Source organism: Mycolicibacterium obuense (genome assembly GCF_055397605.1).
Genome location: NZ_AP043663.1, coordinates 3,422,833 through 3,449,469, shown reverse-complemented (window position 1 = coordinate 3,449,469; position 26,637 = coordinate 3,422,833). Strand labels below are relative to the sequence as shown.

The window sequence follows — 26,637 nt, the reverse complement described above, 5'->3', positions numbered from 1 at the left end:
GGGTGGGCCGTGCATGATCCATACCCATGGCGCAGGCACAAATTAAGCGGGTGGTTCGGGGGAGCCTGCCGCTGCTGTGTGCCTACATCACCGGGGCGCTAGTTCGCTTCCGAGACGATCTGACGCCAGCGGAGTGGTCCACCACGGTCCAGCTGGTGGGGACGGTGATGACGTTCGCCGGCCTGTTGTGGGCCTACGCTCGGGCGTCGAACTTGTGGTCGCGGATCAAAGATCGGGTCCGCTACTGCATTCACGGCCCGCAGGGGCAGGTTATAACGCCGGGCGCGTACCACTTCCAGCTCACCGGTAATACTCCGAACGTCTGGGCACAAATCGGATTTCCGCCGGGCCTCTCACTCCAAGAAAAGTTCGACCGCATCGAGGAGTACCTCAACGGGTACCTGAAGAATCGGGTGACCGCTGCCGAGCAAGCCGTCGTAGAGCTCAAAGATCAATTGGCAGCAGCGCGGACCGCGTCGGAGGAGTCAGCGCGGGAAGCGCTGAACGACATGAGAGCCGAACTCGCACGCCTGACTGAGCAAGCCAACCGCACGCAGGTCTTGGACCTGCGCTTCGCCATCCTCGGTCTGGCGGTCACCGGCGTAGGTACCTGCCTGAGCTACTGGGCGTAACAGCAGACGTTCGTAAGCAGCCGATCGACCACACTTTGAGATGGGTTACCGCCAAGGGCCTTAATGGCGAGACGGACCGCGCTCAACAGCCGCAACTCTGCATCCAGCTCGCGGTTCCTTGATGCAGATCAACTCTAGATCCGCCTGTAGCGGTCCACGCTTACCAAACCCCCGGTCTGCATAGCCATGCGGGCCGGGGGTTTTCGTGCTTTTTGGGGCTCTACGAGCAGTTTTGTGTCATGGCGCTGTAGGGCAGTTTCGGCGCGGGGGTCTTGGCCTTGCTGCCGATCTCTGTCACTGACGCGGCGGTCTCGCGTGCCCGCTTGGCCGGTGCCTTCTTGGCAGGTTCAGCAACCTTGTCGGTTGCAGCGGCGCTGGCGGCTTCGGGGGTCGTCATCTCTAGCTCCTTGGTCGTGTGCTGGTCCTCTAGCTGCACGTATGCGTCAAGTTAGTGTCACGAAGCCCAGGGTGCTACATTCGTGTCGAACAAGTGTTCTGAACTACTCAGCGAACTTATGACACGCCCTAACAGATGTGTCTCAGCGCGGTGGCGTGGGGTTAGGCTCGCGGTCAACGCTTGGGGGTAGCAGTTTGACGAACTTTGAAGACATGAAATCGCAGCGGGTCTCCCCGCTGTGGCCGTTACGCGTAGGTGCCGAGCCCGATCCGAGCCTGGATGCGCTGTTGGTGGCGCTTGCGGAGCTTTCCGGGCGTCTTGGCGCCTCTGTACCCCTGAACATGCCCGCGAAAGTTGTAGAGGAAGTTAACGACGTTCAGACGCTCCTGAGAGATCTCGCAAGGATTCTTAATGAGTCCATCCGGGTGCAGGCCAGCGTTGGCAGAACGGGAGTGGTCGAATTCAAGCTCGGGCATCTAATTGATCGCCGCGAACTAGAATCTTTGCGAGAGATTGCTGGGCTAATTCAGCCGAACCCAGACGTCCAGCCGTCTCGATTCCTCGAGAACGTGCGTCAATTGATGGCCCACATCAATACTTGGCGAGACCTGAACGTCAACCAAGCCATAGACGACCTGGCCGATCTTGAGGTTAATGAACCAAACGCACTCTCCTTCTCAGAGGACGTTCGGCAAGCCATCTGGGGCAGGCGCGCCCAGCGAATGCAGAAGCTCGAAGACCGCGCCCAGAAGTCCGTTGAGAACATCAGCGAAGCAGCGCGCGAAACAGGCAAAGCCCTCCTATCCGGAACTTTCGATGACCTTGCCAACGCCGAAGCTCTGCGGGCATCCAACTGGAACAAGTTGGTGATGTTGTTCGTCGGGATCGCGGCTCTGTTGTCACTCGCAGGGGTGTGGCTCAACGAAATCGACGTCATCGACATCAACGGGGTCCCGGGCCTTCTGCAGAAAGCTCTTGTGGTCGTCCCGTTCCTGGCTCTGGCGACTTATGCAGGTCGCATCTCTGCTCAACATCGGAAGGTGGCGCAATACCTTTGGCTGCTTGGGGTCCAAGTCGATTCCATTCGCGGCTTCATAGACGGTCTCCCGCAGCGTGTTCAGGATGAGGTCATCTTGGTACTGGGACGCCGCGCATACTCAGAGCCCGGCGTTGTGAACTCAATGGACGGCTCGGTCGGGGTACCACCTGAGCAGCTCGGACCAATCATCGAGAAGGCCGTCGAGGCTGCCCGCAGATCCTAGACGACCTCCCCTTCATGAATCTCAGCGCGCGGTGGCGTGCCGTTAGGCTCAGCGGCATGCGGGGGTTGATATGACCGACGGCGGGCGAGACGCGGCAACAGATACGCCGTTGAGGCGGCTGATGCGAGGCGAGGCGGCCGACACCCAAGCCAAGGCCTACGACGCGGCGATGACGGCGCTGACCGGGCTCATTCCCGTTCTTGAGCGGGGGAGTGGTGATCAAACCCTCTCCCCACAAGAAGCGAACGCTTTCCATGGGGCTGCCGTCGGGGCTGCCGGATTGCAGGACCTTTTGAGCGAGCCCATCTATATCGAAGCCCCTGCCGGTGGAGCATCGAACGGCACCAGTATCGAGTTCGGGCTTCTCATCGACGAGGACGCTCTGGCTTCCTTGGCGAGTTTTGTGCATCGCATTTCTCCGTCATTCGAGCGGTACAACCTAGGGGCAGAGTTTTTTTCCGAAGGAGCGCTGCGTGAGGTAATCGCTTACCTCGACATGTTCAACGGACGCGCTGTCGCCGAAGCGCTGGATGACTTGGCGGCTGGGCAGCGGCGTCGGGCGTGGATTATTAGGCCTAGCGACACACTTGAAGAGCTACTTAGGTCACGACGGGCCGAGCGTTTGGCGGAGCAAGACCAAGAGGCTGATAATCTCGTTGAAGATCTCAGAAACCTCGGCAACCGAGGCGCATCGGAGCGACTCGCTCAAACCTTTTCGGACCGCGCTGACGATGAAGCATCGTCCGCTCTGAAATGGACCTGGCTGGCGATCGTCTTCGTCGTTCTCGGCATCGTCTTACCGGTCGTCGCACTCTCACTCGAAGACCGTTTCCTGGTGCAGTTGACCGGCAACACTGGGGCAGTAATCAAGGCCCTGATCGGTGCACCGTTCTTCGTGCTCAGCGCCTACTCCGCCAAAGTTGCCTCCGAGCGCCGTCGCATGTCGGCTCACATGCGCACGCTGACCAACCAGATCGACACCGTTCGGCTATATGTTGCTGCTCTACCTAAGCCGATTCAAGAAGAAATCATTGCGGCCCTTGGACGCCGCGCGTTCTCCGAACCGGGCATCACGGCCGGCGACTCGTCGGACATCTCCACTGAGAAGCTTTTAGACAAGGTGTTGGCAGTGGTAAAAGAGGTTCGAAAACCCTAGGCGTCACCTCTGGCGACGTGCAGCTCGGGGACGTCTATTGGGATGGCCGCGCATGGGTCGTCGCCGCGCCCAGCAGCTGCCCGCTAGGCCACCCACCTCGTCTCGGTCAGGCGCTCGTCGGCAACATGCCTTGCGGCTGCGAACATCGCGGCCACGTCACGTGGTCCTGCCGGCGATGTTGGAACACGCGGTATGGCCCACCGCTGCTGCCGGGTTGCACACACCTTGTTGGACCGGCTGATTGACGTGGTGACCCATGGCGGACTGCGAATCGGCGAACCTGCTGACCGGAGCCGACACCTGCGAAGTACGTAATTCGCCGTACCGCTGTTCAGAGGAGTCTTGTGGATATTGGTAGCGAATACTCAGACCTAGACGCCTGAGCGACGGCATGCCGACAGTTATCGTCCCGCCGTCATATGGTCGGCATGTGTTTCCGGAGCAGCCACCGCCAATCGAGGTAGTAGTGCAAACGACTACACCTACGTGGCTGGTTGTCTTGCCGATCGCAATCTCGCTGGTATCGCTCGCTGTCAGTCTGTCGCAATTTGCGATCAACCGAGCGGAGCGGAAGCGCATCATGCCGAAGCTCAAGATTCGCGTCGCCTTCTGGGACAAGAAGTACTTGCCCCCACGAGCCGAACGAAATCTCGATCAGCCGGCCCACCGTCTGATTCAGGTAGTAATCACCAACACAGGACGGGACTCTACAAATCTCATTGAGGTCCTCTTGCACACCGGGACGCGGTATTTCAGCCTGCGCGACCATCTCCTCGACAGGCGAGGAAACCTGGTTCATCCCGACCTAATTGCGCGGGAGATTCCCGGGTTCTCAGCACTGACCGTCCATTTCGACGCCTCGTTCCTTGCGCGCAATGACGTTGGGGTGTGCGTGGAACTGGGGCATGGTGTGAAGCAGCACTTTTACCTAGGACCCGGCGGGTCTCGGCGGATGTCGTTCTTCCGCATGTCTAGGCGTCTGCGGCGGACGAGCACCGTTTCCGACGCGTCTCTTGAGACTGCCGAGTAAAAGAGTGCGACCACCCTTCAGTAGTCGTGCACACCACAGCAAAGCGAATAATCCCAGCTAGACGGTGAAGCGTTAGGGCCGCCGTGCTGCCAACGCGACGGCCCAGACGGCCTTGGGTTGACGCCACATCGATGTATCGGCAGACACGGGTGAATCACTCCTTCGATCGGTGAGAAATCAGAATCAGTGCGACTTCTGTGCGGTGGGGGAGGCGGACGTGGCCTCGTCGATCAGACGGTGCATGACGCGGACAGCCTCGGTCAGGCAGGCGCGGTCGGCCTCGCCGAGTTGCTCGAGATAGGGGTCGACGGCCGCGCCGCGATCGGCACGCGCCTGACGCAGGGTGTTCCTGCCGTGCTCGGTGATCCGGATCAGGACGGCCCGCGCGTCGTGCGGGTCTGTGGTTCTGGTCACCATGCCGGCGTCTTCGAGACGGCGCACCTGCGTCGTCATCGTGGGCTGCGAGCAATGGTCGAGCGCGGCCAGGTCGGAAATCCGTGCCTCGCCGCGATCGTCGATCGTGGACAGCAGGCGGGCCTGGGCGAACGGGAGGGGGATGCGAACCCGCTGGTTGGCCATCCGGTTGAGCCGTGCCACCACCGAGAGCAGGTCGGAACCGAGCGTGGAGGACATCCATCCATGATTGCATAGAATCCCTATGCATTCCACCAGGGGGCACCGACTGGCAGAATCGTGAAATGACCACGGCCGCCCCGCAGCGCACGCCGCGACGGTCGGGCTCTCTCCAACCGGTCGAGCTCGCGCAGGCCGCGGTGATGGCGGCCTTGTGTGCGGCCATCGCCATCATCGCGGTGGTCGTCCCGTTCGCGGCAGGTCTGTCACTGCTCGGCACCGTCCCGATGGGGCTGCTGGCCTACCGGTACCGCCTGCGGGTCGTGCTGACTGCGACGATCGCCGGTGGGCTGGTGGCCTTCCTGATTGCCGGCATGGGCGGCTTCATGACCGTCGTGAACTGCGCCTACATCGGCGGGCTCACGGGCATCGTCAAACGGCGCGGACGCGGCACGCCCACCGTCGTGGCCGCCTCGCTCGTCGCAGGCGCCGTGTTCGGACTGTTCATCGTTGGCGCCCTGTCCGTGCTGAGCCGGCTGCGCACCCTCATCTTCGACTCCGTCACCGCGAACATCACCGGGGTCGCGGCGATCATGCGCCGGATCCCGCAACTCGAGGACGCCGCAGCGCGCCTCGAGCGGGATTTCGCCACCGCGCTGCACTACTGGCCGCTGCTGTTCTTCGTCATGGGTGTGTTCTCCATCACCTGGGTGAGCCTGGTCGGCTGGTGGGCGCTGTCCCGAGTGATGGCGCGGCTGATGGGCGTACCGGACGTGCACAAGCTCGAGACGCCGGCGGACAACGGCCCCGTCGGGCCCATCCCGTTGCAGCTGCGCGACGTCCGGTTCCGATACCCCGACACCCACCGCGACGCGCTGGGGCCGGTGTCCATGGCCGTCGAACCCGGCGAGCACGTCGCCGTGACCGGGGCCAACGGATCGGGCAAGACGACGCTGATGCTCGTGCTGTCCGGTCGCGAACCCAGCGCGGGCACCATCGAGCGGCCGGGAAGCGTCGGACTGGGCAAGCGCGGCGGCACCGCGGTCGTGATGCAGCACCCCGAGAGTCAGGTACTCGGCACCCGGGTCGCCGACGACGTGGTGTGGGGCCTGCCTCCCGGTGCGACGACCGACGTCGACCGTCTGCTCGGCGAAGTGGGCCTCGACGGCTTCGGCGAACGCGACACCGGCGGGCTGTCCGGCGGCGAACTCCAGCGGTTGGCCGTGGCGGCCGCGCTGGCCCGCGAGCCCGCGCTGCTGATCGCCGACGAGGTGACCAGCATGGTGGACCAGCAGGGCCGCGACGGCTTGATGTCGGTGCTCTCAGGGCTCACCCGCGCGCACAGCACTGCTCTGGTGCACATCACGCATTACAACGACGAAGCCGAGGCCGCCGACCGCACGGTGGCGTTGACCGGCAACGGCGCGAACGCCGACAACGTCTCCGGGCCCGAGATGGTCGAGACCGCAGAGGTGCACGCACCCCGCCCCGACGCCGAGATCGAGGCAGACCATCGCTCCGACCCACCGGTGCTCGAGCTACGCGGCGTCAGCCATGTCTACGGTGACGGAACGCCCTGGGCCAAGCCCGCGTTGACCGATATCGACTTCGCGGTGCACGAGGGCGACGGGGTGCTGATCCACGGGCTCAACGGATCCGGCAAGTCCACCCTGGCCTGGATCATGGCCGGGCTGACGGTGCCGAGCGACGGAGCCTGCCTGCTCGACGGCAAGCCGGTGTCCGAACAGGTTGGCGCCGTGGCGATCTCTTTCCAGGCGGCCCGACTGCAATTGATGCGCAGCCACGTCGCGCTGGAGATCGCCTCGCTGGCCGGGTTCTCCAAGTACGACCAGCGGAAGGTGAGCGAGGCGCTCAACACCGTGGGTCTGGACCCGACGCTGGCGGCGCGGCGCATCGATCAGCTCAGCGGCGGGCAGATGCGGCGGGTGGTGCTCGCCGGGCTCCTCGCCCGGTCCCCGCGCGCGCTGATCCTCGACGAACCGCTGGCCGGGCTCGATGCGGCCTCCGCCCAGGGCTTGGTGCGCCTCCTCGAAGATCTGCGCCGGCGGCGACGGCTGACGGTCGTGGTGATCTCCCACGATTTCGCGGGTCTGGAGAACCTGTGTCCGCGCACGCTGCACCTGCGCGACGGGCAACTGGCGACCGTGCCCACCGCGGCGGGAGGAATGGCGTGAGCACGGCCCGCCCCCGGCGTCAGGTCGTGTTGCTGCGGCCGGTGCCGGGCCGCACCGTGATCCACGACCTCTGGGCCGGCGCGAAACTCATCATCGTCGGCGCGATCGGCGTTCTGCTCACGTTCTATCCGGGCTGGCTTCCGATCGCTGCGGTTGCCCTCCTGGTCCTGGTGTCGGCCAGGCTCGCCCGCATCCCGCGCGGGGTGCTGCCGTCGGTCCCGCGGTGGCTGTGGTTCCTGCTGGCACTGGGCGGGCTGACCGCCACGTTCGCCGGCGGTAGCCCGGTGCTGTCGGTGGGTTCCATGGAGATCGGTTTCGGTGGCCTGCTGAACTTCCTGCGCATCACCGCACTGTCGATCGTCCTGCTCGGCCTCGGCGCGATGATTTCCTGGACCACCAACGTGGCCGAGATCGCCCCTGCCGTCACCGCGCTCGGCCGGCCGCTGCGGCCTCTGCGTGTTCCCGTCGACGACTGGGCGGTGGCACTTGCGCTGTCGCTGAGGGCCTTTCCGATGTTGATCGACGAATTCAGCGTGCTCTACGCGGCCCGCCGGTTGCGCCCGCCGGACGTGGACGCCCACCGTCGCGGCCGGGGAAAGCGATGGGCGGCGGAACTGATCGATCTGCTCGCCGCGGCCATCACCGTCGCGCTGCGCCGCGCCGACGAAATGGGCGATGCGATCACCGCACGCGGTGGCGCGGGCCAGATCTCGGCGGTGCCGTCGAAGCCCGCCCGCCGCGACTGGGTGGCCTTCGCGATCGTCGCCGTCGTGTGTGGCGCCGCGCTGGCACTCGAGCTGACGGTCCTTCCCACCAGTAGCGCCCGCAGCTGACCCACTACGGTGAAGGGCGTGAGCGCGCCCCGAACCATCGACGCAGACTTCCTGGCGCTGCCCCGGCAGACACTCGCTGACGCGGCACTGGCCGCAGCGGTGCAGGCCGGAGCCAGCTACGCCGATCTCCGCATCCACGCCATCACCACCGAGACCATCGCGCTGCGGGATCACGATGTGGAGAATGCTGTCGTCGACAGCGAGATCGGGCTGGCGGTCCGGGTGATCGTCGACGGCACATGGGGGTTCGCCTCACACGCCGAGCTGAGCCCGGAGGCGGCCGCGGACACCGCCCGCCGCGCCGTCCGCGTCGCGACGACGCTGGCCACGCTCAACGCCGAACGCATCGAGCTCGCACCCGAGCCCGTGTACAAGGACATGACGTGGGTGTCGAGCTACCGAATCGACCCGTTCGAGGTGCCCGCCGACGAGAAGATCGCCGTGCTCGGTGACTACGCGGGCCGGCTGCTCGCCTCCGACGGCGTGGATCACGTGTCGGCGTGGCTGCACGCCGCCAAGGAGCAGACCTTCTACGCCGACACGTTCGGCTCGGCGATCACCCAGCAGCGGGTGCGGATTCTGCCCACTGTCGAGGCCGTCGCCGTCGACACCGCGGCCGGCTCGTTCGAGACCATGTCCACGCTGGCCCCGCCGACCGCACGCGGCTGGGAAGCCGTTGCCGGCGACGACATCTGGAACTGGTCCGAGGAACTCGCCCTGCTCCCGGTGTTCCTGGCCGAGAAGGTGAAGGCCCCCACCGTGGTCGCAGGCCCCACCGATCTGGTGATCGATCCGACCAATCTGTGGCTGACCATCCACGAATCGATCGGCCACGCCACCGAATACGATCGCGCCATCGGCTACGAAGCGGCCTACGCGGGCACGTCGTTCGCGACGCCGGACAAGCTGGGCCGTATGGTCTACGGCTCGCCGGTGATGACGGTGACCGCCGATCGGACCGCCGAATTCGGTTTGGCTACGGTCGGTTTCGACGACGAGGGAGTGCGTGCGCAGAGCTGGGACCTGGTGCGCGACGGCCTCTTCGTGGGCTATCAGCTCGACCGGGTGTTCGCACCCCGGCTCGGGGTGGGCCGCTCGAATGGCTGCAGCTACGCCGATTCGGCGCACCACGTGCCGATCCAGCGGATGGCCAATGTGTCGCTGCAGCCGGCCGCCGAAAACGTCAGCACCGACGACCTGATCGCGCGCGTCGAGGACGGCATCTACATCGTCGGCGACAAGAGTTGGTCGATCGACATGCAGCGCTACAACTTCCAGTTCACCGGGCAACGTTTCTTCCGGATCCGCGACGGGAAGCTCGACGGTCAGGTGCGCGACGTCGCCTACCAGGCGACCACCACGGATTTCTGGGGTGCGATGGAAGCCGTTGGCGGACAATCGACATGGCGTCTCGGTGGCGCGTTCAACTGCGGCAAGGCCCAGCCCGGTCAGGTCGCGGCCGTCAGCCATGGCTGCCCGTCGGCGCTGTTCCGGGGCATCAATGTGCTCAACACCCGAGCGGAGGCCGGCCGATGAGCGCAGCGAAGAAGCCAATGGGGGCGGGCCGATGATCTCCGCACAGCAGGTGGTGGACACCGCGCTGGCCGAAGCGAGCCGCCTCGGTGGCGCCGACGAGACCGTTGTCATCGTGACCGACCGCGTCGACGCGTCGTTGCGGTGGGCCAACAACACGATGACCACCAACGGTGAATCCACCGGCCGCACCACCACGGTGATCTCCGTCGTACGCCGCGGCGACAACGCGCACGTCGGCTCGGTGCGCTCCAGCGCCGTGGACCCGTCGGTCATCGCCGGACTCGTCGCGGCCTCGCAGCAGGCGGCCGCGACGGCTCCACCGGCTCGAGACAACGCCCCCGCACTGCCCGCGACCGACGTGCCGGCCGACTGGGAAGCGCCCATCCCCGCCACCGGCGCCGACGTCTTCGCCGGCGTCGCGGCAGACCTGGCCCGCGGATTCCGCGGCAAGGACACCCTGTTCGGGTATGCGCGCCACGTCGTCGAGACGACGTTGGTGGCGACTTCGGGCGGGGTGCGGCGTCGCTTCACCCAGCCCACCGGCTCCGTCGAGATCAACGCCAAACGTGATGGGGCGAGCGCATGGGCCGGCGTCGGCACCCCCGATTTCGCGGACGTGTCGACCGACGCGCTGCTGGCCGAGTTGGACACCCGCCTGTCGTGGGCGCACCGCACCGTCGATCTGCCCGCGGGTCACTACGAGACGTTGCTGCCGCCGTCGACGGTGGCGGACCTGATGATCTACCTGGCCTGGACGATGGGCGGTCGAGGAGCGCAGGAGGGCCGTTCGGCGCTGTCGGCACCCGGCGGGGGCACGCGCGTGGGGGAGAAGCTGACCGATCTCCCGCTGACGCTGTTCTCCGATCCGGATGCGCCCGGACTGGAATGTGCCCCGTATGTGGCGGTCGCGACGTCGTCGGAGCGGGCATCGGTCTTCGACAACGGCATGGCGATCGATCGGGTCGACTGGCTGCGCGACGGCGTCATCAACGCGCTGGCCTACCCGCGCGCCACCGCGGCGGAGTTCGGCGCGCCGGTCGCGGTGGGGGCGGACAACCTGCTGATGACCGGCGGGACAAGCTCCCTGCAGGAGATGATCGCCGCCACCGAACGCGGCTTGCTGCTCACCACGCTGTGGTACATCCGCGAGGTCGACCCGTCGGTGCTGCTGCTGACCGGGCTGACCCGAGACGGGGTGTACCTGGTCGAAGACGGTGAGGTCACCGCCGCGGTGAACAACTTCAGGTTCAACGAGAGCCCGCTGGACCTCCTGCGGCGGGCCACCGAGGCGGGCGTCAGTGAGGTCACGCTGCCGCGCGAGTGGGGTGACTGGGCCACGCGGGCGCAGATGCCGTCGCTGCGAATTCCGGACTTTCACATGTCTTCGGTCAGTCAGGCGCAATAAGCTCACCAGCGTGAGCGACCGCGCCCTGCCCGAACGGTTGGCCGAGCTCGTCGCGCTGTCCTCGGGGGACAGCCGCGCCGACACCGTGCTCCGGCTGACGTGCGGGCGGGCGCTGTCGCTGCCGCCGTTGCCGATCCCGGTCGATCTGACCGACGGCCGCTCGGACGAAGAGGCGGTGCTGGCGGCGTTCGCCGAGCAGTTCAGCACCGACGTCACCGGAGTCGGCGACAACCAGCGCCAGTGCTTTCTGAACGCGTTCGGAGACAGAGCTTTTCGTGTCGTCGTCGCGGTATTCATCGCCGACTTCGTACCCCGGGTCTGGGCGGGCTGCGACGCGCTCGGCCTCGGTAAGCCCGGGGTGGTGTCCGAGGTGGCCTGGGACGCCGACGGCGATCCGGTGGAGAAGCTGCTGGGTGGGTTCGTCCCGGCGGTGGCTCGGCTGCGTGAACTCGACCCGGTCACCACGGAGGTGGTGCGACTGCGAGGCGCTGCCGCCCACAACTGCCGGCTGTGCAAGTCGCTGCGGGAGAGCCACGCCCTCGACGAGGGCGGTTCGGAGGATCTCTATCGCCAGATCGCAGACTTCGAGTCCTCTGAGGAGCTGACCAAGGCCCACAAGGCGGCGCTGCGCTACGTGGATGCGCTGATCTGGACGCCGTCGGACATCGGCGAGTCGGTGGTGCATGGAATCCAGAAGCACTTCTCGGAGAAGCAGGCGTTCGAGTTGACTCTCGACGTGATGCGCAACGCGGCCAACAAGATAGCCGTGGCGCTTGGTGCCGACGCACCGCGGGTCACCGACGGCACCGAGCGCTACGAGGTCGACGAGGCGGGGCAGACAGTTTTCGCGTGACCCGGCGTATGCGACCATGGTGCGGCGCGAGGGGCGGTAGCTCAGTCGGTTAGAGCCGTGGACTCATAATCCATTGGTCGCGGGTTCGAGCCCCGCCCGCCCTACTTCGACAGCCCTACCAGCACCGGTGTGCCTCGGCTGAGGCGGTTTCGGCCCCTCGAATCGGCGTATCGACGAGGCAAAACTGAGTATCGTCTCGTCATGCACAACCGTCTCGCAGTCGGTGCAGGTGGGCTGGTCGCCCTCCTTGTCCTCGCCGCATGCGGAGGCGATCCCGGCTCCGCCCCGTCCTCCCCGTCGCCGTCATCGTCTGCCGGCGCCGCCACCCAGACCGGCCCGTCCACCACAAACCCCTACGGGGCGCCCGCCATCGATCCGGCGGGACCCGATGAACCGATCCTGAAGGTCGACGGCGGCAGCACACCCCTCGCGCTGACCATGGACCAACTCAACGCACTGGGCAGTACTGAGATAACCATCGACGAACCCTTCGTCAAGAAGCGCCAGACCTTCCGCGGCGTGCCTCTGGCCACTGTCCTGCAGAAAGCGGGGGTCCCCGACACCGCGACCATCGACACGGTCGCCCTCAACGACTATCGCTACGCCAGCGCTGTCGCGCCGATGATCGGATCGCAGGCGTTGATCGCGACGGAACGTGACGGGGCGCCGATTCCCTACGACCAGGGTGGACCGATCCGGATCGTGTTTCCCGACGGGACCCCGCTGTCCACGGTCCTCGACGCGTGGAACTGGAGCCTGGCGTCGATCACCGTGGCGAATCGACCGACACCCGGATCCTGATGACGAGGACGCGGGTCGACTCGCCTGATCTGCGCCTCCGCCTCAATCGCGGACAGTGGGCGTTGGTCGCACTGCTGGTGCTGTTGATCGGCGCTCTCATCGTGAACAACTACGCCGTGACAGTCGAGCACCGCCGGTATTCCGAGGCTGTCGCCCGCACGGAAACCGCCGGCAACAACATGTTCTACACGTTGAGCGAAACTCTCAGTTACGTCGACGAATTCGATCGCTACCTGTTGGGGGTCGCATCGCGGCGGGATGTACAGGTCAAGCGCGCCCTGTTGGCGCAGCGGCTGGCAGTCGTGGGCGGAAACGGGATCACCGCCGGTGATTCCACGTCACCCGAGTACCGGGCCAAGCTGACTGAACTGGACGACGTGCTGCGGCAGGTGCCCGCCGGAGTCCTACCGGCCGATCAGCGCGACGACTGGGGCCGCGTCGTGCTGCCACGATCCGACGCCCTGTCCGAAACGTCGCGTCGCATGGCGGACAGCGCGACAGCTGAACTGCACATGGATGCGCGAAGCAGCAGCCAGAATCTCCTCGAAGGGCGGGTCATCCAACTCGGCTTGCTCCTGGCCACTCTCGCGATCGCCACGCTGCTTCTCGGCTGGGTGGCGACGAACGTCGTGCGGCAGTACCGCCATGCCCGGGATGTGCTCGATAGGGAGCGAAAAACGCTCGAGAGCACCGAAAGTGCGCTCGCGCGTGTGTCGTTTCTGGACCGCGGACAGGCTCAGGTGTTGGAGCGGATCGCCACCGGCGACGAGCTGCCGGCGGTGTTGCGCCAGATCGGAGAGCTCACCATCGGGGCATCCGGACAGAACGCGGTGCGCATCAACACGGACACCCTGTCCATCATCGTTCCCTCCGATGTCGAGGTCTCGGGGGCACCGGCGTGGAAGCAGACGTTCCAGTCGAGCACGACGGACACCGCCGGGACACTCGAGGTGTTCGGGGATCCCGACATGCTCGACGACATGGCGTGCACAGCGTTTCTGCGTTGTTGCGACCTGGCATCCCTTGCGCTCGAACACGAGGATGCCCAGCGTGCGGCGCTCACTCTTGCGGAGGAGAAGTCGAACTACGTGGCGACGGTGAGCCACGAGATCCGCGCGCCGCTGCACGCCATTCTCGGATTCTCCGAACTCACCGAGAATCAGATGTCCTCGGAAGGACGAAAGGAGATCGCGGAGTGGTCCCGCCGGGTGAGGACCGAGGCGGACCGTCTGACTCGACTCATCGACGACCTTCTCAACCTCTCGCGGCTCAATGCCGGCAGGACCAAGATCGCCTCCACGCCGTTCCGCCTACGAAAGTTGCTCGACGACGTGATCGAGAGTTCCCGCATCACGGCCGAGTCGAAGGGTTTGACGGTGAGCTCGTCGGTCGACCCGTCGGTCGCGGATTGGCGGAACGGCGATCCGGACAGAGTGCATCAGGTACTGCTGAACCTGGTCTCCAACGCGACGAAGTTCACGCGCGTGGGTCACATCGACATCGAGATATCGTCGGCTGCCACGGAGACGGCCCCCGATCTCGTGCGATTCGCCGTCAACGACACCGGACCCGGCATCCCCCGCGAGGAGATCGATCGAATCCTGCAACCGTTCGCGCAGGTGTCCGGTGCCGATTCCGACCGCGGCAGCGGGCTGGGGTTGGCGATCTCCGACGGGATCGTCAAGGCGTTGGGCGGCGACGGGCTTGCCGTGGTGAGCCTCGAAGGGCACGGTTCCACCTTCCACTTCACGCTTCCGCTGCCGGAGACGGCGCCCTCCGAGCCTGCCGCACACTCGGAGACCGAGCCCAGCGCGGCCGGTTCGTTGGCGACGATCCTGGTGGTCGACGACAATCCGACGAACCAGTTGCTGGTCGAGGCGCAACTGAAGAGTCTCGGTTATGCGTGTGAGGCCGCTTTCGACGGGGCGGAAGCGTTGCAGCGCTTGGCTTCGGCCAGGTTCGACGCCGTGTTGATGGACTGCAACATGCCGGTCATGGACGGATACATGGCGACTCGACGTATTCGGGCGGAGGAACGCGGCAGTGGCGTTCACATCCCCATCCTGGCACTCACGGCATCGACGATGGACGGCAACCGCGATGCGTGCGAGAGGGCCGGGATGGACGGCTTCCTTACCAAACCCCTTCACCTCGCCGATCTTTCGCGGGAGCTCGGCCACGTCCTCGGAGAGGACCCAGCGCGCCCGGATCGCGAAGCGTGGAGAGCCACGCCAGTCCAGACGGCGCGCGACGCTCCTCTGATCGACGACGTGAGGATCGATCGGATGCTCGCCGAACTCGGACCGGTTCCGCTGCAGAAGGTCGCCCTGTCCTTCATCGCCGAGATGCCACGACGTCTGGACGACCTCCGACGCGCGGCAGCCGAGGCAGACCGAGAGGCCGTCCGGCGCAGTGCACACGCCATTCGGTCACCCGGTGCGATGCTCGGTGCTGCCGCGTTGGCCGAACGTTTCAAGGCCATCGAGGAATCGCAGGATCCGGTCGCAAGTCTGGACGAGGAGCCCCTCGAGGACATCGTCGACGCCACGATCGAGGCTCTGCGCACGAAACTCCTCATGTCCGCGCACTCCCGGAACGGCTACGGATCAGACGCTCCCACGTGAGCCGCGGGTCGACGGCGGGCGATGTTTCCGCGAGCGACCAATTCGCCGGTGACCGCAACACCGCAGGCCTGCGCGAGGAGCAGGGCGATCAAGACCATCACCTGGACCGCGCCCGCCTGCGTCGCGGAGCCCGTCGCCAGCAGCACACCGACGAACGCGCCGGGCAGGGTGACGAGGCCGGCCGTACGCGCCTGATCCAGATTCGGGATCAGAGCATCGGCGAGTGGCCGCTCGATGACCAACAGGCGCGAGTCACGTTCAGAAATACCAAGACTCAACGCTGCCTCGACTTCGCCTACTCGCTGGGACAAGGCGTCGAGTGCGCGACGCGCAGCGACCGCCGCGGCGGTCATCGTGCCGCCCAGCACGATGCCGAACACCGGGACCAGTGCAACACCGGTCAGCGGCACCACGTGGCTCAGCAGCAGAAGTGGGATGACGGATGCCATTCCGGCCCCGAGCGACGCGGCCAGCCACAGCGAGCCGTGGTTGGCCTCGCTGCGCCGCGCCGCAGTGAAGGTGGCCACCGCGAACATCACCACCAGCACCAGCATGGATGACCACAGCCGTGACATCGCTGCTGCCAGTACGGTGGCCACCGCGGCCAGCTGAACCGCGGCGCGGACAGCGGCGCCGGGAACCGGCCAGAACGAGCCGCGCAGGACGAACCGTGAGATCAGTCCTGCCGCCACCGCCATCACGACGCACACCCCGATGAGTCCCGGGCCGAGCAGCGGTTCACTGTTGGTCACGGCCTCAGTGTCGCAGCGCCCCTCATCTGTCTGCTCAGAGCCGAATCGATTCGTGAGCTGTTAGCTCCAGGCCTCTACCCGCCGACGATGGCCCGCAGCGCCACGTAGAACAGCGACGGTCCGAGCAGGCAGCCGATTCCGGTGTAGAACGTCGCGGTCATGGCGCCGTAGGGAACCAGCCGCTTGTCGGTGGCGGCCAGCCCGCCGGCCACTCCCGACGTCGTGCCCATCAGGCCGCCGTAGGCCATCGCCGATTTCGCGTTGTTCAGACCGATGACTTTGGCGATCATCGGCGTACCGACCATCACCACCACGGACTTCACCAGCCCGGCTGCGACCGACAGCGCGATCACCTCCGACGACGCGCCCACCGCGGTTCCGGTCACCGGCCCGACGATGTAGGTAGCCGCACCCGCCCCGATGGTCGCCAGCGACTCGGCGTCGCGGTAGCCGAATGCCGCGGCCACTGCGGCTCCGACGATGAACGACACCACCACGCCGAGAATGATCGACAAGGCGCCGGCCAGTCCGGAGCGCTTGATCTCCTGGAGGTCCACCCCGTAAGCGGTGGACACGATCGCGAGGTCCCGAAGCATCGCACCACCCATCAGCGCCAGCCCGGAGAACACCGCGAAATCGGCCAGCCCGTGCTCGCCTCCCGTGGCCGCGCCGCCCCAGTAGGCCAGCGCCAGACCCAGGACGATGGCTATCGCGGAACCGTGCACCCGGCCCCGAGTCAGTGATTTCGACAGCCAACCCGACAACAGCATCAGCGCGCCGACCACGACGAAGGCGACCAGCAGATTGTTCTTCTGGAAAAGTGAGCTCAGCAGTTCCATGTCACACCGCCTGCTTCTCGTCTTCGGTCAGCGGGGGCAGCGGCTCGGCGGGTTCGCCGATCCGCGCCACCACGGGCACCAGCGCGGCCCCCGCGACCAGCGCGCCGAGGCCCGCCAGGAGTGCCATCGGCCCACCGGTGATGGCTTTGAACACGTTCTGGGTCGAGGCCATCGCGACCACGATCGGGATGTACATCGCGCTCCAGAAGAGCACACCCTCTTCACTGGGCTTGGGGAACTTGCCTTTTCGGCGCAGCCAGTCAGTGGCGACGATGAGCATGATCATCGCGAAACCGACGCCGCCGACATTGGCGTCGACGCCCAGCAGGACGCCGAGGACTTCGCCGACGACCATGCCCGTGAGCATGCAGAGCGCCAGCGCAGCAACTCCATACAGAACCATCATGTACTCCTGAGATGAGAAGGGATCACACGTCCACGCCGGTGAACAGCTCGGCGTAACGCGTGCGAAGTTCGGCTTTCTGCACTTTCCCCATGACGTTGCGGGGCAGTGCGTCGACCACGCGTACCGCGCGTGGCTGTTTGAAGCGCGCGAGGTCGCCGGCGATGTGGTCCAGCAACTCGCGTTCGGTGGGCTGCTCACCCACGCTGGGAACGACAACGGCCACCACGGTCTCGCCGAACTCCGGATGGGGCACTCCGATCACGGCGGACTCCAGGACCTTGGGGTGGTTGTCGAGCAGTTCCTCGATCTCCTTGGGGTAGATGTTGTAGCCCCCGGAGATCACCAGGTCTTTGTCTCGCCCGACGATGCAGAGGTAGCCGTCGTCGTCGATGCGGCCCAGGTCTCCGGTGATGAAGAAGCCGTCGGCTCGGAACTCCGAGGCCGTCTTCTCGGGCATCTGCCAGTAACCGGAGAACACATTGGGCCCCCGAACTTCAATGCTGCCCACGTCGCCGTCGGGCAAGGGCTCCCCGGTCTCCCGATCGACGACTCGTATTTCCGTCCCCGTCAGCGGTTTTCCGACAGTGCCGGGCTTGCGGGGTCCGTCGTCATACGGGTTCGTGGTGTTCATGCCGGTCTCGGTCATCCCGTAGCGTTCAAGAATGGCGTGACCGGTGCGGGCGGCGAAGGCCTCGTGGTCGCTCGCGAGCAGCGGAGCTGATCCCGACACGAAAAGTCGCATCGCCGAACAACTCTCGGGAGTGAGCCGGTCACTCTTGAGCAGCCGGGTGTAGAACGTCGGGACGCCCATCAGCACGGTGGCCCGCGGCAGCAGCTCGATGATCGCGTCGGTGTCGAACTTGGTCAGGTAGTACATGGACGCCCCGGCGACCAACGTCATGTTCACCGCCACGAACAGGCCGTGGATGTGGAAGATCGGTAGCGCGTGGATCAGCCGGTCGTCGGCGGTGTAGCGCCAGGCGTCCAGCAGCGCTCGGCAATTGGCGGCGAGGTTGCCATGTGTCAGCACTGCCCCTTTGGAGCGCCCGGTGGTGCCGGAGGTGTAGAGGATGGCGGCCGGGTCGGCGGCGGTGGCGTCGAAGACCTGGTCGTGGCGGTCGTCGCCGCGCAGCAGGGTGCCGTCGCCGTCGGCGCCGAGGGTCTCGATGACGAGACCGTCGGCAGAGTCGGCCTCGTCGGCCTGCCGGTCGGGCGAGCACACGAGGACCCGCGGCTTCGCATCACCGAGGAAATACCGCATCTCTGCACCGGTGTAAGCGGTGTTGAGCGGTAGGAAGACGCCGCCGATCTGCAGCGTGGCCAGATACAGCGCGACGGCCTCGGGGGATTTCGGTACCTGCATTGCCACGCGGTCCCCGGGCGTGACTCCGTCGGCAACCAGGCGGGCGGCGATCCGATGAACGGTGTCCGCGGTGTCGCGATAGGTGATCGTCCGTCCGTCCGGCAGTTCGAACAGCGCTTTGTCCGGGTGTCGTTGCACCTGCTCGGTGAACGAGCGATAGATGGTGGGGTAGGGCGCCATCGGCGGTGTTCCTTTCATGTGGTCCGGCGTGGGCAGGGACGAGGCAATGTGGCGAAGCGGCGCGCCGACGGCGACGATGCGTCGACGGACGAAGTTCTCGTGACGGCGTTCGAGCTGGCCGGGTTCGTAGAGGTAATTGACCATCGCTCCGTAGGACTGGTGCCAGGCGTCCGGCGATGTGTTTGCGGGCCAGTGCAATTGCCACACGGTGGCACCGTTGCCGAGATGGAACCGGGCCACCGGATCCAGCGGGCGCCCGTCTTCACGGCGCTCGGCGGTGAGGTACGACAGCAGCACGGGTAGCAGATGAGCGCGTAGCCGGGCCTGCGCGGCGTCGCTCCGCGTCGGACCGTGCGCAGCGTGCAATTCTGCTGTGAGACGGCGCAATTCAGCGTCATCCTGCGCTCGGGCGTCGAGCCAGCGCCGAAAACCGGGGATCGGCGAGAGCGTGACGAACTGGTGCAGATGCGGCAGTTCACGGCCGACCTGCTCGATGACCTGCTTGATCAGAAAATTGCCGAACGAGACCCCGGCCAAGCCGTCGAGCGCGTTGTTGATCGAATACAGCGCTGCGGTGTCCGCGAGCGGCGGGTCGAGCGCTGAAGCCGGCTCCAGCAGCGGGCCGATGCGATCGGGGATGCCGCGCACCAGGGCCACTTCGACGAAGATCAGCGGCACGTCACCGGTCGCGGGGTGGAAGAACGCGTAGACACGGCGATCCTCCGGTTGGACGCGGCGACGGAGTTCCGCCTCGGTCGCCATCGGATGCACCGTTTCGTGGCGCATCAGGTGCTTCAGCAGTTCGCGCGGCGAGTCCCAGGTCACCTCGGCCATCCGCAGGAAGCCCCGGTTGAACCAGGAGGTGAGCAGATGGTGGAAGTCGTGGTCGAGGGCGCGCAGCTGCGGGTGATCGCTCATCAGCCGCCGCAGATCCGCGCGCATCTCGACCAGGGCGAGGGTGGCTCCTGGGGCGTAGTTGATGCGCCGCAGCAGCTGCTGGCGCGCCGGTTCCACCACGCTGAACAGTCGGACGAGTTCATCGCCGGCGTCAGAACCCTTGTCGTGCACAGCGTCCCACTGCTGGAATGCGGCGCGCACCTGGTCGGCGTCGACATCGTAGGCGGTGAGCACGTGACGGAAGAAGCGGAGCTTTTCCTCGTCGTCGAGCTCGGCGTAATCGCTGAGCACCCGGGTGGCGACGGCGCGCATCGACGCCTCGCCCACATCGCTCATCAGGACCCCGCAGGCGTCGAGCACCCGATCCAGCGGCGGGCTCTCGCCGTATTCCATTTGATGTCTCCTCACGTCACCCGGCCTGTGGCCACTGTGGTCCAGCACATATACCTAGCCGGTCGTGATATATATAACAGCCACCGTAGTGCATTAAAGTGAGCTGCACCACCCCCCAAGCCGGATAATCGGGAGCCGAGGAGGTGTCCATGGCTCGAGTTCCAGAAGCCCAGCGCGTGCGTGACGCTCTGGAGACCGCCGTGCTCGACGGCCACTACCGGCCCGGTGAGCGGCTGGACCCGACCCAGCTGGAGAAGGAATTCGGGTGCTCACGCACGCCGATTCGCGAAGCGCTGCAGGCACTGGAACGGTCGGGACTCGTGCAGATCCGGCCCAAGCAGGGCACATTCGTCACTGAGCTCGGCATCTCGGAGGTCGCCGAGCGCTTCGAGGTGATGGCCGAGTTGGAAGGGATGGCCGCGCGGCTCGCCGCCGGTCGCATCGGCCGCGAAGCGCTGGCCGAACTGGAATCGGCGCTGCAGGAGTGCGAAAGCCACGCGGTCGACGACGATGCCGACGCCTACTACTACGCGAACGCTCGCTTCCACGGCATCGTCTACGACTCGTCCGGTAACGACTACCTGCGTCAGCAGGCCCACGCGCTCAAGCGGGTCCTGCAGCCCTATCGCCGTCTGCAGCTTCGCGTACCCGATCGGATGAGACGGTCACTCGCCGAGCACCGCATAATCGCCGACGCGATCGCCCGAGGGGACGCGCCGGTCGCCGAGCAAGCGGCGCGGGATCACGTACTGGTCCAGGTCAAGGAATTCAGTCACCTGGTGCGCACCTGGCGCCAGCTGTCGGCCAGCTGACCTTCCGTCTCACCGGCTGTCCTACACTCCGGCTGTGGACGTCAACGGAACCAGCGCAATTGTCACCGGCGGAGCCTCAGGCATCGGCGCCGCCACCTCCCGCCTCCTCGCATCGAAGGGTGCTCGGGTCGTCATCGCCGACCTGCAGGCCGAACGCGGGCAGGAACTGGCCCACGAGATCGGTGGCGCGTACGTCAGCGTCGACGTGACCGACACCTCCCAGATCGAAGACGCGGTGAACACCGCCGTCGATCTCGGCCCGCTGCGGACGCTGGTCAACTCGGCCGGAATCGGTTGGGCGCAAAGGACGATCGGTAAGGACGGCGAGTTCGCGTCGGCCCACAGTCTCGACGCCTACAAGAAGGTGCTCGCGATCAACCTGGTGGGCACCTTCGACTGCATCCGGCTCGCGGCGACGGCCATGAGCCGCTTGGATCTCACCGACTCCGGTGAGCGCGGCGCGATCGTCAACATGACCAGCGTCGCCGCGTTCGACGGCCAGATCGGCCAGGCGGCGTACTCCTCGTCGAAGGGTGGTGTCGTCGGGTTGACCCTGCCGGTGGCCCGTGACCTGGCCGCGGTCGGGATCCGCGTCAACACCGTCGCACCCGGCCTGATCGACACGCCGATCTACGGCGAAGGCCCCGAGTCGGAGGCGTTCAAGGCCAAGCTCGGCGAATCCGTCCTCTACCCGCACCGCCTCGGCAAGCCCGAGGAGCTCGCGTCGATGGTGGTCGAACTGCTCACCAACTCCTACATGAACGCCGAAGTCGTCCGCGTCGACGGCGGCATCAGGATGCCTCCGAAGTAGGCGGATCGCCGGCCTGCCCGGCCCCTGTCGAGACAACGGCCACCGCGGCCATGAGTGCCGCCGCTGCGACGCATCCCATACCGAGCGTCGCGGCGGCGGCCACCGCGCCGACGAGTATCGGGCCCCCGGCATCTCCGAGCTCGCGACCGACCTCCGCTGATCCCATCGTCTCGCCGAGTCGTTCCGGCGGTGCCGAGGCGGCCAGGGCGGCGAAACCCAGTGGTGTCAGCACACCGGCGCCCAGCCCGATGGCGATTGCGCCGACGATCAGTCCAGCCGGTCCGGCGAGCAGCCCGGCCAACAGGAAACCGAAGGCGCAGAGCGTCAATCCCACCAGGGCGCCCGCCCGGTAGGTGATGCGGCGGGCGTCCAGCGCGCGGCCCGCCCACGGTTGTGACAGTGCCGCGCAGGCGGACAGGGCCGATACCAGAGCCCCGCTGAGCAGGGCGTTGGCCCCGGCAGACGCCGCGAGGATGGGGAAGAAGCCCACGCCGATGGACAATGCGGCGGTCGACGCGGCGAGTATCACTGTGGGAACGACGAACGCGCGTCGAGTCAGGCGACGCGCCAGGTCGACCACGGTCGACCGTCGGCGCGGCAACGGTTCCGTCCGGGGCACCACCCATGCGACCCACGCCGCGACGACCAGGGCGAGCACACCCAGGCAGGTGAACAGCGTGCCGTACCCGCCGATGGTCACCAGCGCGCCTCCCAGCAGCGGTCCCAGCGTGTACCCCAACCCTTTCCACGCTCCGTAGCTTCCGAAGCGCCGCGCGTGACCGCCGGGGGACTGCAGTCGGGCGACCAGTGTGGACGCCGCGGGTGAGAACGCCGCGGCGGCCGCCCCCTGCCCGAAGCGGGCGACGCCGAGCAGTCCGGGATCTCCAGCCGCGACGAATGCCGCTGACGCGCAGGCGAATCCGATCAGACCGCCGAGCAGAACGGGCCGTGGGCCGACTCGATCGACCAGCGTGCCGAAGACGGGTTTGAGGACGACTTCGGCGGCGTCGTAGACGGCGAGCAGCAGTCCGATCGTCAGCAGACTGACGTGCTGCTGCTGTCCGTACGTACCCAGATTGGCGGCAATGGAATGCGCGCCGAACGCGGTGACGAATCCCGCGCCGTAGAGCGGCCAGTATCGGTGAGCTGGATGCTCGAGCTCCGTCATCGTCACTTCGCGGCGACGGCGTTGTGTCCGGTTGTCAGGGTGTGCAGACGTGAATTGCCAACCCGCTCAACCGCTGTGGTGAGCGGGCGGCGGGCGATGAGCCAACCGACGAGCGCGACGGTGATTCCCAACCCGAGTCCGGCAAGCACGTCGACCGGGTAGTGCGCAGCGATGTAGACGCGGGCGAACGCCATCAGCACGGCGGCGACGGTGGCGAGGTAGCCGAGCAGCAGATCGACGCCGAAGAGCGCCGCTGTCGCGGCTCCCGCCGCGACGGCGTGGTCGCTCGGAAACGACGGGTCGGTGCTGCGGTGGGCGAGAACGAGGATGCCGGCCAGGGACGTGTAGGGGCGGGGTTCGGCGACCAGGGCGGCGATGGGCTGATTGATGGTCACCGCGAGAACGGTGGCCACGGGTGCCCACAGTGCGGCGGCCATGACGGCGGAATCGGTGCGACGGCGTGCCCGCCACCATCCCAGCAGCATCAGGACCGCGAAGACCGCGATGCCGTACGTCGCCCAGGCGCTGACCACAGGCTGAAGCCAGCCAGTGGAGCGGGCGAAATCGTTGATGTGCAGGAACAGTTGCCGATCAAGAATGTTCACGGTCCGGGGTCCTCACGTGCGGCGCGTTTCAGTTGGTGTGCAGAGCGGCGAAGACTCGCTCGGTGTAGTCGGCCAGCCGCTCCTGGCAGTGCTTCAGCATGTGGTCGGCGTGCGCCGAGGACGGGGCGCCGAAGATGTCGCGCGACTTGATCGTGCGATGCCAGCGCCGTAGCCGTTCGAGGCTCTGTTCTTCCTCTTCGAGTTCGGCCATCGTGAACTTCGACTGTTCGATCTCGCGGTCGATCTCGGCGTCGAATTTGCCGCAGTCCGCGATGAACTCGGACCATTCTTCCTCGCGTTCCCCGGTGAAGAGAGCGACGAGTCGTTCGTCATCACGATCGGAGCGCGCCACCGCCGACAACACGACGACCTCACCGTCGCCGCGTTCGGCCATCTCGACGGCACGGTCGATGCCGTCGGTGAACGCGGAGACCTCGGGCACCGCCCATGACCCCTGTCCCAGGGGCATGGCGCCGGTCCGCCGCAACTCTCGCCACACCGCCACGCGATGCCGCGATGGTTCTGAGGGGAGCCGCACGAAGAGCACAAGCCACCGCACGTCGTTCTTTGCCACAGTCGGCACTGTAACAATCGTTACTGGGAAGCTGGTTCGAGCGACCTGCTAGCTATATACCCCATGGGGGTATAGACTCCGGTAGTGATACCCCGCGGGGGTATCAGGCTTGGGGGAGAGGGGCCGAGATGATTGCCAGGACCTTCCGCGTGACGGGAATGACCTGCGGGCACTGCGAGCGCTCGGTGCGAGAAGAAGTCGGCGAGGTTGCCGGGATACGGTCTGTCGATGTCGACGCCCGGTCCGGCACGCTCGTCGTGACTTCGGACGTACCCGTCGATGATGCAGTCATCGTCCACGATGTGGGCGAGGCCGGCTACTCCGCGGTTCGCGTCGCGTGATCGGGACGAACATGACCCACGATCGCGACCACGAGTCTCACGCCGCCCCTGACAGTCACACAGCTCATGGCGGACACGCCGGCCATGGCGATCATGTCGCGCAGTTCCGAAAGCTGTTCTGGGTGAACCTGATCATCGCCATCCCGGTCGTCGTGTTCTCGACCATGTTCGCGATTCTGCTCGGTTACCAGGTGCCTGATGTACCCGGTGCTCGCTGGATCGCGCCACTGCTGGGCACGATGATGTACATCGTCGGCGGGCGGCCGTTCCTCACTGGCGCGCTCAGCGAGATCCGTTCTCGCAAGCCAGGAATGATGCTGCTGATCGGCCTGGCCATCACCGTCGCCTTCATTGCCTCGTGGGGCGCGAGCCTGGGCCTGCTCCACCACGAACTGGAGTTCTGGTGGGAACTGGCCCTGCTGATCGTCATCATGCTGTTGGGCCACTGGGTCGAGATGCGCTCACTCGCGCAGACCACGTCCGCGCTGGACTCGCTGGCCGCCCTGCTCCCGGACGAGGCCGAGAAGGTCGACGGCGACAGCACTGTCATGGTCGCGCCCGCCGACCTGCGGGTGGGCGACGTGGTAGTGGTCCGACCCGGTGGCAGCGTGCCCGCGGACGGCAGGATCGTCGACGGGCGCGCGGACATCGACGAGTCGATGGTGACCGGCGAGTCGAGACCGGTGGCCCGAGCTGTCGGGGACGCGGTGACGGCTGGGACGGTAGCCACTGACTCCGGACTGCGGGTCGAGGTCACCGCCACCGGCGACGACACCGCGCTGGCCGGTATTCAGCGTCTCGTCAGTGACGCGCAGAACTCGTCGTCGCGGGCTCAGCGCCTTGCCGACCGGGCTGCCGGCTGGCTGTTCTGGTTCGCGTTGATCACCGCGGCTGCCACCGCGCTCGCGTGGTCGATCGCCGGATCCCCCGATGCGTCCGTCGTGCGGGCGATCACGGTGCTCGTGATCGCGTGCCCGCATGCGCTGGGCTTGGCTATTCCCCTGGTGGTGTCCATCGCGACCGAACGGGCCGCGCGGGGCGGTGTGCTGATCAAGGACCGTCTGGCACTAGAGGGGATGCGCACCGTCGACGCCGTGTTGTTCGACAAGACCGGCACCTTGACCAAGGGCGAACCGACCGTGACGGCGATCCAGACCGTCGCCGATGCAGACGAGGACACTGTGCTCGCTCTGGCCGCCGCTGCCGAGTCCGACAGCGAGCATCCTCTGGCGCGGGCGATCGTGAGGGCTGCCGAGGAGCGCAGCCTCACCGTGCCCCAGGCGTCGGGGTTCTCGTCCTCGCCCGCGGTCGGAGTATCGGCGACCGTCGCCGGGCGCCAGATCCAGGTGGGCGGCCCCCGCCTTCTCGAACAGGTTGGCGCACAGGAGATCGGTGCCGCCGCGGCATGGCGCGACGATGGCGCCATCATCCTGCACCTCGTCCGCGACGACGAGGTGCTCGGCGGCCTCCGCCTCGCCGATGAGATTCGACCCGAATCCCGCGACGCCGTCGATGCCTTGCACATGCTCGGCGTTGAGGTCGTCATGATCACCGGCGATGCCCACTCCGTGGCGCGCGCGGTGGGCGACGAACTCGGCATCGACCGGGTGTTCGCCGGAGTGCGCCCCGAGGACAAAGCCGCCACAGTCGCCGCTCTGCAACAGGAGGGCAAGAAAGCGGCCATGGTCGGCGACGGCGTCAACGACGCGCCCGCGCTGGCTCAGGCCGACGTCGGTATCGCCATCGGCGCCGGCACTGATGTCGCGATGGCCTCGGCCGGAGTGATCCTCGCGAGCTCCGACCCGCGCTCCGTACTGTCGGTCATCCAGCTGTCCCAAGCCACCTACCGCAAGATGAAGCAGAATCTCTGGTGGGGTGCCGGTTACAACCTTGTCTCGGTCCCGTTGGCCGCCGGCGTCCTCGCGCCGCTCGGGTTCGTGCTTCCCATGTCCGTCGGTGCCATCCTGATGTCGCTGTCGACGGTCGTCGTCGCGCTGAACGCACAGCTGTTGCGGCGCCTCGATCTCAGCCCGGAGGCGAGTACGCGCGCCGTCCTCGGGTGAGCCTCAGGCTCCGTAGCCGATCCGGCACCGGACCGTGATGTACTGCTGCTCGTCCCGTCCCCGATCCGATGGCAGTGTCAGTGTGTGGTTTCGCACCGGGCAGGCAGGACCGACAGTAGGCTCGCCGCGCGGTGCG

General features: G+C 66.4%; 24 protein-coding genes and 1 tRNA gene. 16 read left to right on the top strand and 9 right to left on the bottom strand.

Annotated elements, in window-relative coordinates:
- Window positions 1-26: 26 nt before the first annotated feature.
- A complete protein-coding gene (locus ACZ50N_RS16360; RefSeq protein ID WP_464473311.1) occupies window positions 27-632 on the top strand; it encodes a hypothetical protein in 606 nt (201 codons plus the stop codon).
- A 220-nt stretch (window positions 633-852) separates the two neighbouring features.
- Here the strand turns inward: ACZ50N_RS16360 and ACZ50N_RS16355 are convergent, their stop codons facing one another.
- Window positions 853-1,029, bottom strand: coding sequence for a hypothetical protein (locus ACZ50N_RS16355; RefSeq protein WP_464473310.1), 177 nt, complete (start codon window positions 1,027-1,029; stop codon window positions 853-855).
- A gap of 212 nt (window positions 1,030-1,241) precedes the next feature.
- Between ACZ50N_RS16355 and ACZ50N_RS16350 the strand changes: the two genes are divergently transcribed.
- The 3 genes from ACZ50N_RS16350 (at window position 1,242) to ACZ50N_RS16340 (ending at window position 4,477) form a co-directional block, all read left to right on the top strand.
- Window positions 1,242-2,291, top strand: coding sequence for a hypothetical protein (locus ACZ50N_RS16350; RefSeq protein ID WP_464473309.1), 1,050 nt, complete (start codon window positions 1,242-1,244; stop codon window positions 2,289-2,291).
- Between the two features lie 70 nt (window positions 2,292-2,361).
- Window positions 2,362-3,447: a hypothetical protein gene (locus tag ACZ50N_RS16345; protein WP_464473308.1), complete on the top strand. Its 1,086-nt coding sequence runs from the start codon at window positions 2,362-2,364 to the stop codon at window positions 3,445-3,447.
- Between the two features lie 499 nt (window positions 3,448-3,946).
- Window positions 3,947-4,477, top strand: a complete 531-nt coding sequence (locus tag ACZ50N_RS16340; protein ID WP_464473307.1) for a hypothetical protein — start codon at window positions 3,947-3,949, stop codon at window positions 4,475-4,477.
- Window positions 4,478-4,660: 183 nt separating this feature from the next.
- Here ACZ50N_RS16340 and ACZ50N_RS16335 read toward each other — a convergent pair whose 3' ends face one another.
- Window positions 4,661-5,110, bottom strand: a complete 450-nt coding sequence (locus tag ACZ50N_RS16335) for a MarR family winged helix-turn-helix transcriptional regulator (protein WP_046363582.1) — start codon at window positions 5,108-5,110, stop codon at window positions 4,661-4,663.
- Between the two features lie 65 nt (window positions 5,111-5,175).
- Here ACZ50N_RS16335 and ACZ50N_RS16330 point away from each other — a divergent pair, with 65 nt between their 5' ends.
- From ACZ50N_RS16330 to ACZ50N_RS16295, 8 genes are all read left to right on the top strand, one after another.
- Window positions 5,176-7,245, top strand: coding sequence for an ATP-binding cassette domain-containing protein (locus ACZ50N_RS16330; RefSeq protein ID WP_464473306.1), 2,070 nt, complete (start codon window positions 5,176-5,178; stop codon window positions 7,243-7,245).
- Entirely contained in the window at window positions 7,242-8,078 is an 837-nt protein-coding gene (locus ACZ50N_RS16325) for a CbiQ family ECF transporter T component (protein ID WP_464473305.1), read from the top strand. Before ACZ50N_RS16330 ends, ACZ50N_RS16325 begins: the two co-directional genes overlap by 4 nt.
- A gap of 18 nt (window positions 8,079-8,096) precedes the next feature.
- Window positions 8,097-9,614: a TldD/PmbA family protein gene (locus tag ACZ50N_RS16320; RefSeq protein ID WP_464470529.1), complete on the top strand. Its 1,518-nt coding sequence runs from the start codon at window positions 8,097-8,099 to the stop codon at window positions 9,612-9,614.
- Between the two features lie 31 nt (window positions 9,615-9,645).
- On the top strand, window positions 9,646-11,019 hold the full coding sequence (locus ACZ50N_RS16315; protein ID WP_046363579.1) for a metallopeptidase TldD-related protein: 1,374 nt from the start codon (window positions 9,646-9,648) through the stop codon (window positions 11,017-11,019).
- A gap of 10 nt (window positions 11,020-11,029) precedes the next feature.
- Window positions 11,030-11,872: a carboxymuconolactone decarboxylase family protein gene (locus tag ACZ50N_RS16310; protein ID WP_073682207.1), complete on the top strand. Its 843-nt coding sequence runs from the start codon at window positions 11,030-11,032 to the stop codon at window positions 11,870-11,872.
- A gap of 30 nt (window positions 11,873-11,902) precedes the next feature.
- Window positions 11,903-11,976: transfer RNA gene (locus tag ACZ50N_RS16305), tRNA-Ile, on the top strand.
- Window positions 11,977-12,073: 97 nt separating this feature from the next.
- Window positions 12,074-12,673, top strand: a complete 600-nt coding sequence (locus tag ACZ50N_RS16300; protein ID WP_046363577.1) for a molybdopterin-dependent oxidoreductase — start codon at window positions 12,074-12,076, stop codon at window positions 12,671-12,673.
- A complete protein-coding gene (locus ACZ50N_RS16295) occupies window positions 12,673-15,297 on the top strand; it encodes an ATP-binding protein (RefSeq protein WP_464473304.1) in 2,625 nt (874 codons plus the stop codon). Before ACZ50N_RS16300 ends, ACZ50N_RS16295 begins: the two co-directional genes overlap by 1 nt.
- On the opposite strand, the gene ACZ50N_RS16290 is transcribed toward ACZ50N_RS16295, so the two are convergent.
- From ACZ50N_RS16290 to ACZ50N_RS16275, 4 genes are all read right to left on the bottom strand, one after another.
- Window positions 15,273-16,049, bottom strand: coding sequence for an ABC transporter permease (locus ACZ50N_RS16290; RefSeq protein WP_464470532.1), 777 nt, complete (start codon window positions 16,047-16,049; stop codon window positions 15,273-15,275). The two genes, ACZ50N_RS16295 and ACZ50N_RS16290, sit on opposite strands and share 25 nt — an antisense overlap.
- Before the next feature lie 74 nt (window positions 16,050-16,123).
- Window positions 16,124-16,888, bottom strand: a complete 765-nt coding sequence (gene madM / locus ACZ50N_RS16285; protein WP_073682210.1) for a malonate transporter subunit MadM — start codon at window positions 16,886-16,888, stop codon at window positions 16,124-16,126.
- 1 nt (window position 16,889) lies between these two features.
- The gene (gene madL, locus ACZ50N_RS16280; RefSeq protein WP_073682229.1) at window positions 16,890-17,291 is read right to left on the bottom strand and encodes a malonate transporter subunit MadL; all 402 of its coding nucleotides are present in this window, start codon (window positions 17,289-17,291) and stop codon (window positions 16,890-16,892) included.
- A gap of 25 nt (window positions 17,292-17,316) precedes the next feature.
- Window positions 17,317-20,127 carry an AMP-binding protein gene (locus ACZ50N_RS16275; protein WP_464473303.1) on the bottom strand — a complete coding sequence of 937 codons (2,811 nt, stop codon included), beginning with the start codon at window positions 20,125-20,127 and terminating at the stop codon, window positions 17,317-17,319.
- Between the two features lie 149 nt (window positions 20,128-20,276).
- On the opposite strand from ACZ50N_RS16275, the gene ACZ50N_RS16270 reads away from it, so the two are divergent.
- Together ACZ50N_RS16270 and ACZ50N_RS16265 are read left to right on the top strand one after the other, a co-directional pair.
- Window positions 20,277-20,939 carry a GntR family transcriptional regulator gene (locus ACZ50N_RS16270; protein ID WP_073682231.1) on the top strand — a complete coding sequence of 221 codons (663 nt, stop codon included), beginning with the start codon at window positions 20,277-20,279 and terminating at the stop codon, window positions 20,937-20,939.
- Window positions 20,940-20,973: 34 nt separating this feature from the next.
- Window positions 20,974-21,750, top strand: a complete 777-nt coding sequence (locus ACZ50N_RS16265; RefSeq protein WP_464473302.1) for an SDR family NAD(P)-dependent oxidoreductase — start codon at window positions 20,974-20,976, stop codon at window positions 21,748-21,750.
- Here ACZ50N_RS16265 and ACZ50N_RS16260 read toward each other — a convergent pair.
- Genes ACZ50N_RS16260 through ACZ50N_RS16250 form a run of 3 tightly spaced genes read right to left on the bottom strand, consistent with a single transcriptional unit; the run spans window position 21,731 to window position 24,097 of the window.
- Window positions 21,731-22,918, bottom strand: a complete 1,188-nt coding sequence (locus tag ACZ50N_RS16260) for an MFS transporter (protein WP_464473301.1) — start codon at window positions 22,916-22,918, stop codon at window positions 21,731-21,733. The genes ACZ50N_RS16265 and ACZ50N_RS16260 overlap by 20 nt on opposite strands.
- A 2-nt stretch (window positions 22,919-22,920) precedes the next feature.
- Window positions 22,921-23,523: a phosphatase PAP2 family protein gene (locus ACZ50N_RS16255; RefSeq protein ID WP_464473300.1), complete on the bottom strand. Its 603-nt coding sequence runs from the start codon at window positions 23,521-23,523 to the stop codon at window positions 22,921-22,923.
- A gap of 28 nt (window positions 23,524-23,551) precedes the next feature.
- Window positions 23,552-24,097, bottom strand: a complete 546-nt coding sequence (locus ACZ50N_RS16250; protein WP_046363570.1) for a Chromate resistance protein ChrB — start codon at window positions 24,095-24,097, stop codon at window positions 23,552-23,554.
- A gap of 128 nt (window positions 24,098-24,225) precedes the next feature.
- Between ACZ50N_RS16250 and ACZ50N_RS16245 the strand changes: the two genes are divergently transcribed.
- Together ACZ50N_RS16245 and ACZ50N_RS16240 are read left to right on the top strand one after the other, a co-directional pair.
- Window positions 24,226-24,438 (top strand): heavy-metal-associated domain-containing protein, encoded by a 213-nt coding sequence (locus ACZ50N_RS16245; protein WP_046363569.1) that lies wholly within the window; start codon window positions 24,226-24,228, stop codon window positions 24,436-24,438.
- An 11-nt stretch (window positions 24,439-24,449) separates the two neighbouring features.
- Complete coding sequence (locus tag ACZ50N_RS16240; RefSeq protein ID WP_464473299.1) at window positions 24,450-26,501, top strand: heavy metal translocating P-type ATPase; 2,052 nt, start codon at window positions 24,450-24,452, stop codon at window positions 26,499-26,501.
- Window positions 26,502-26,637: the final 136 nt, after the last annotated feature.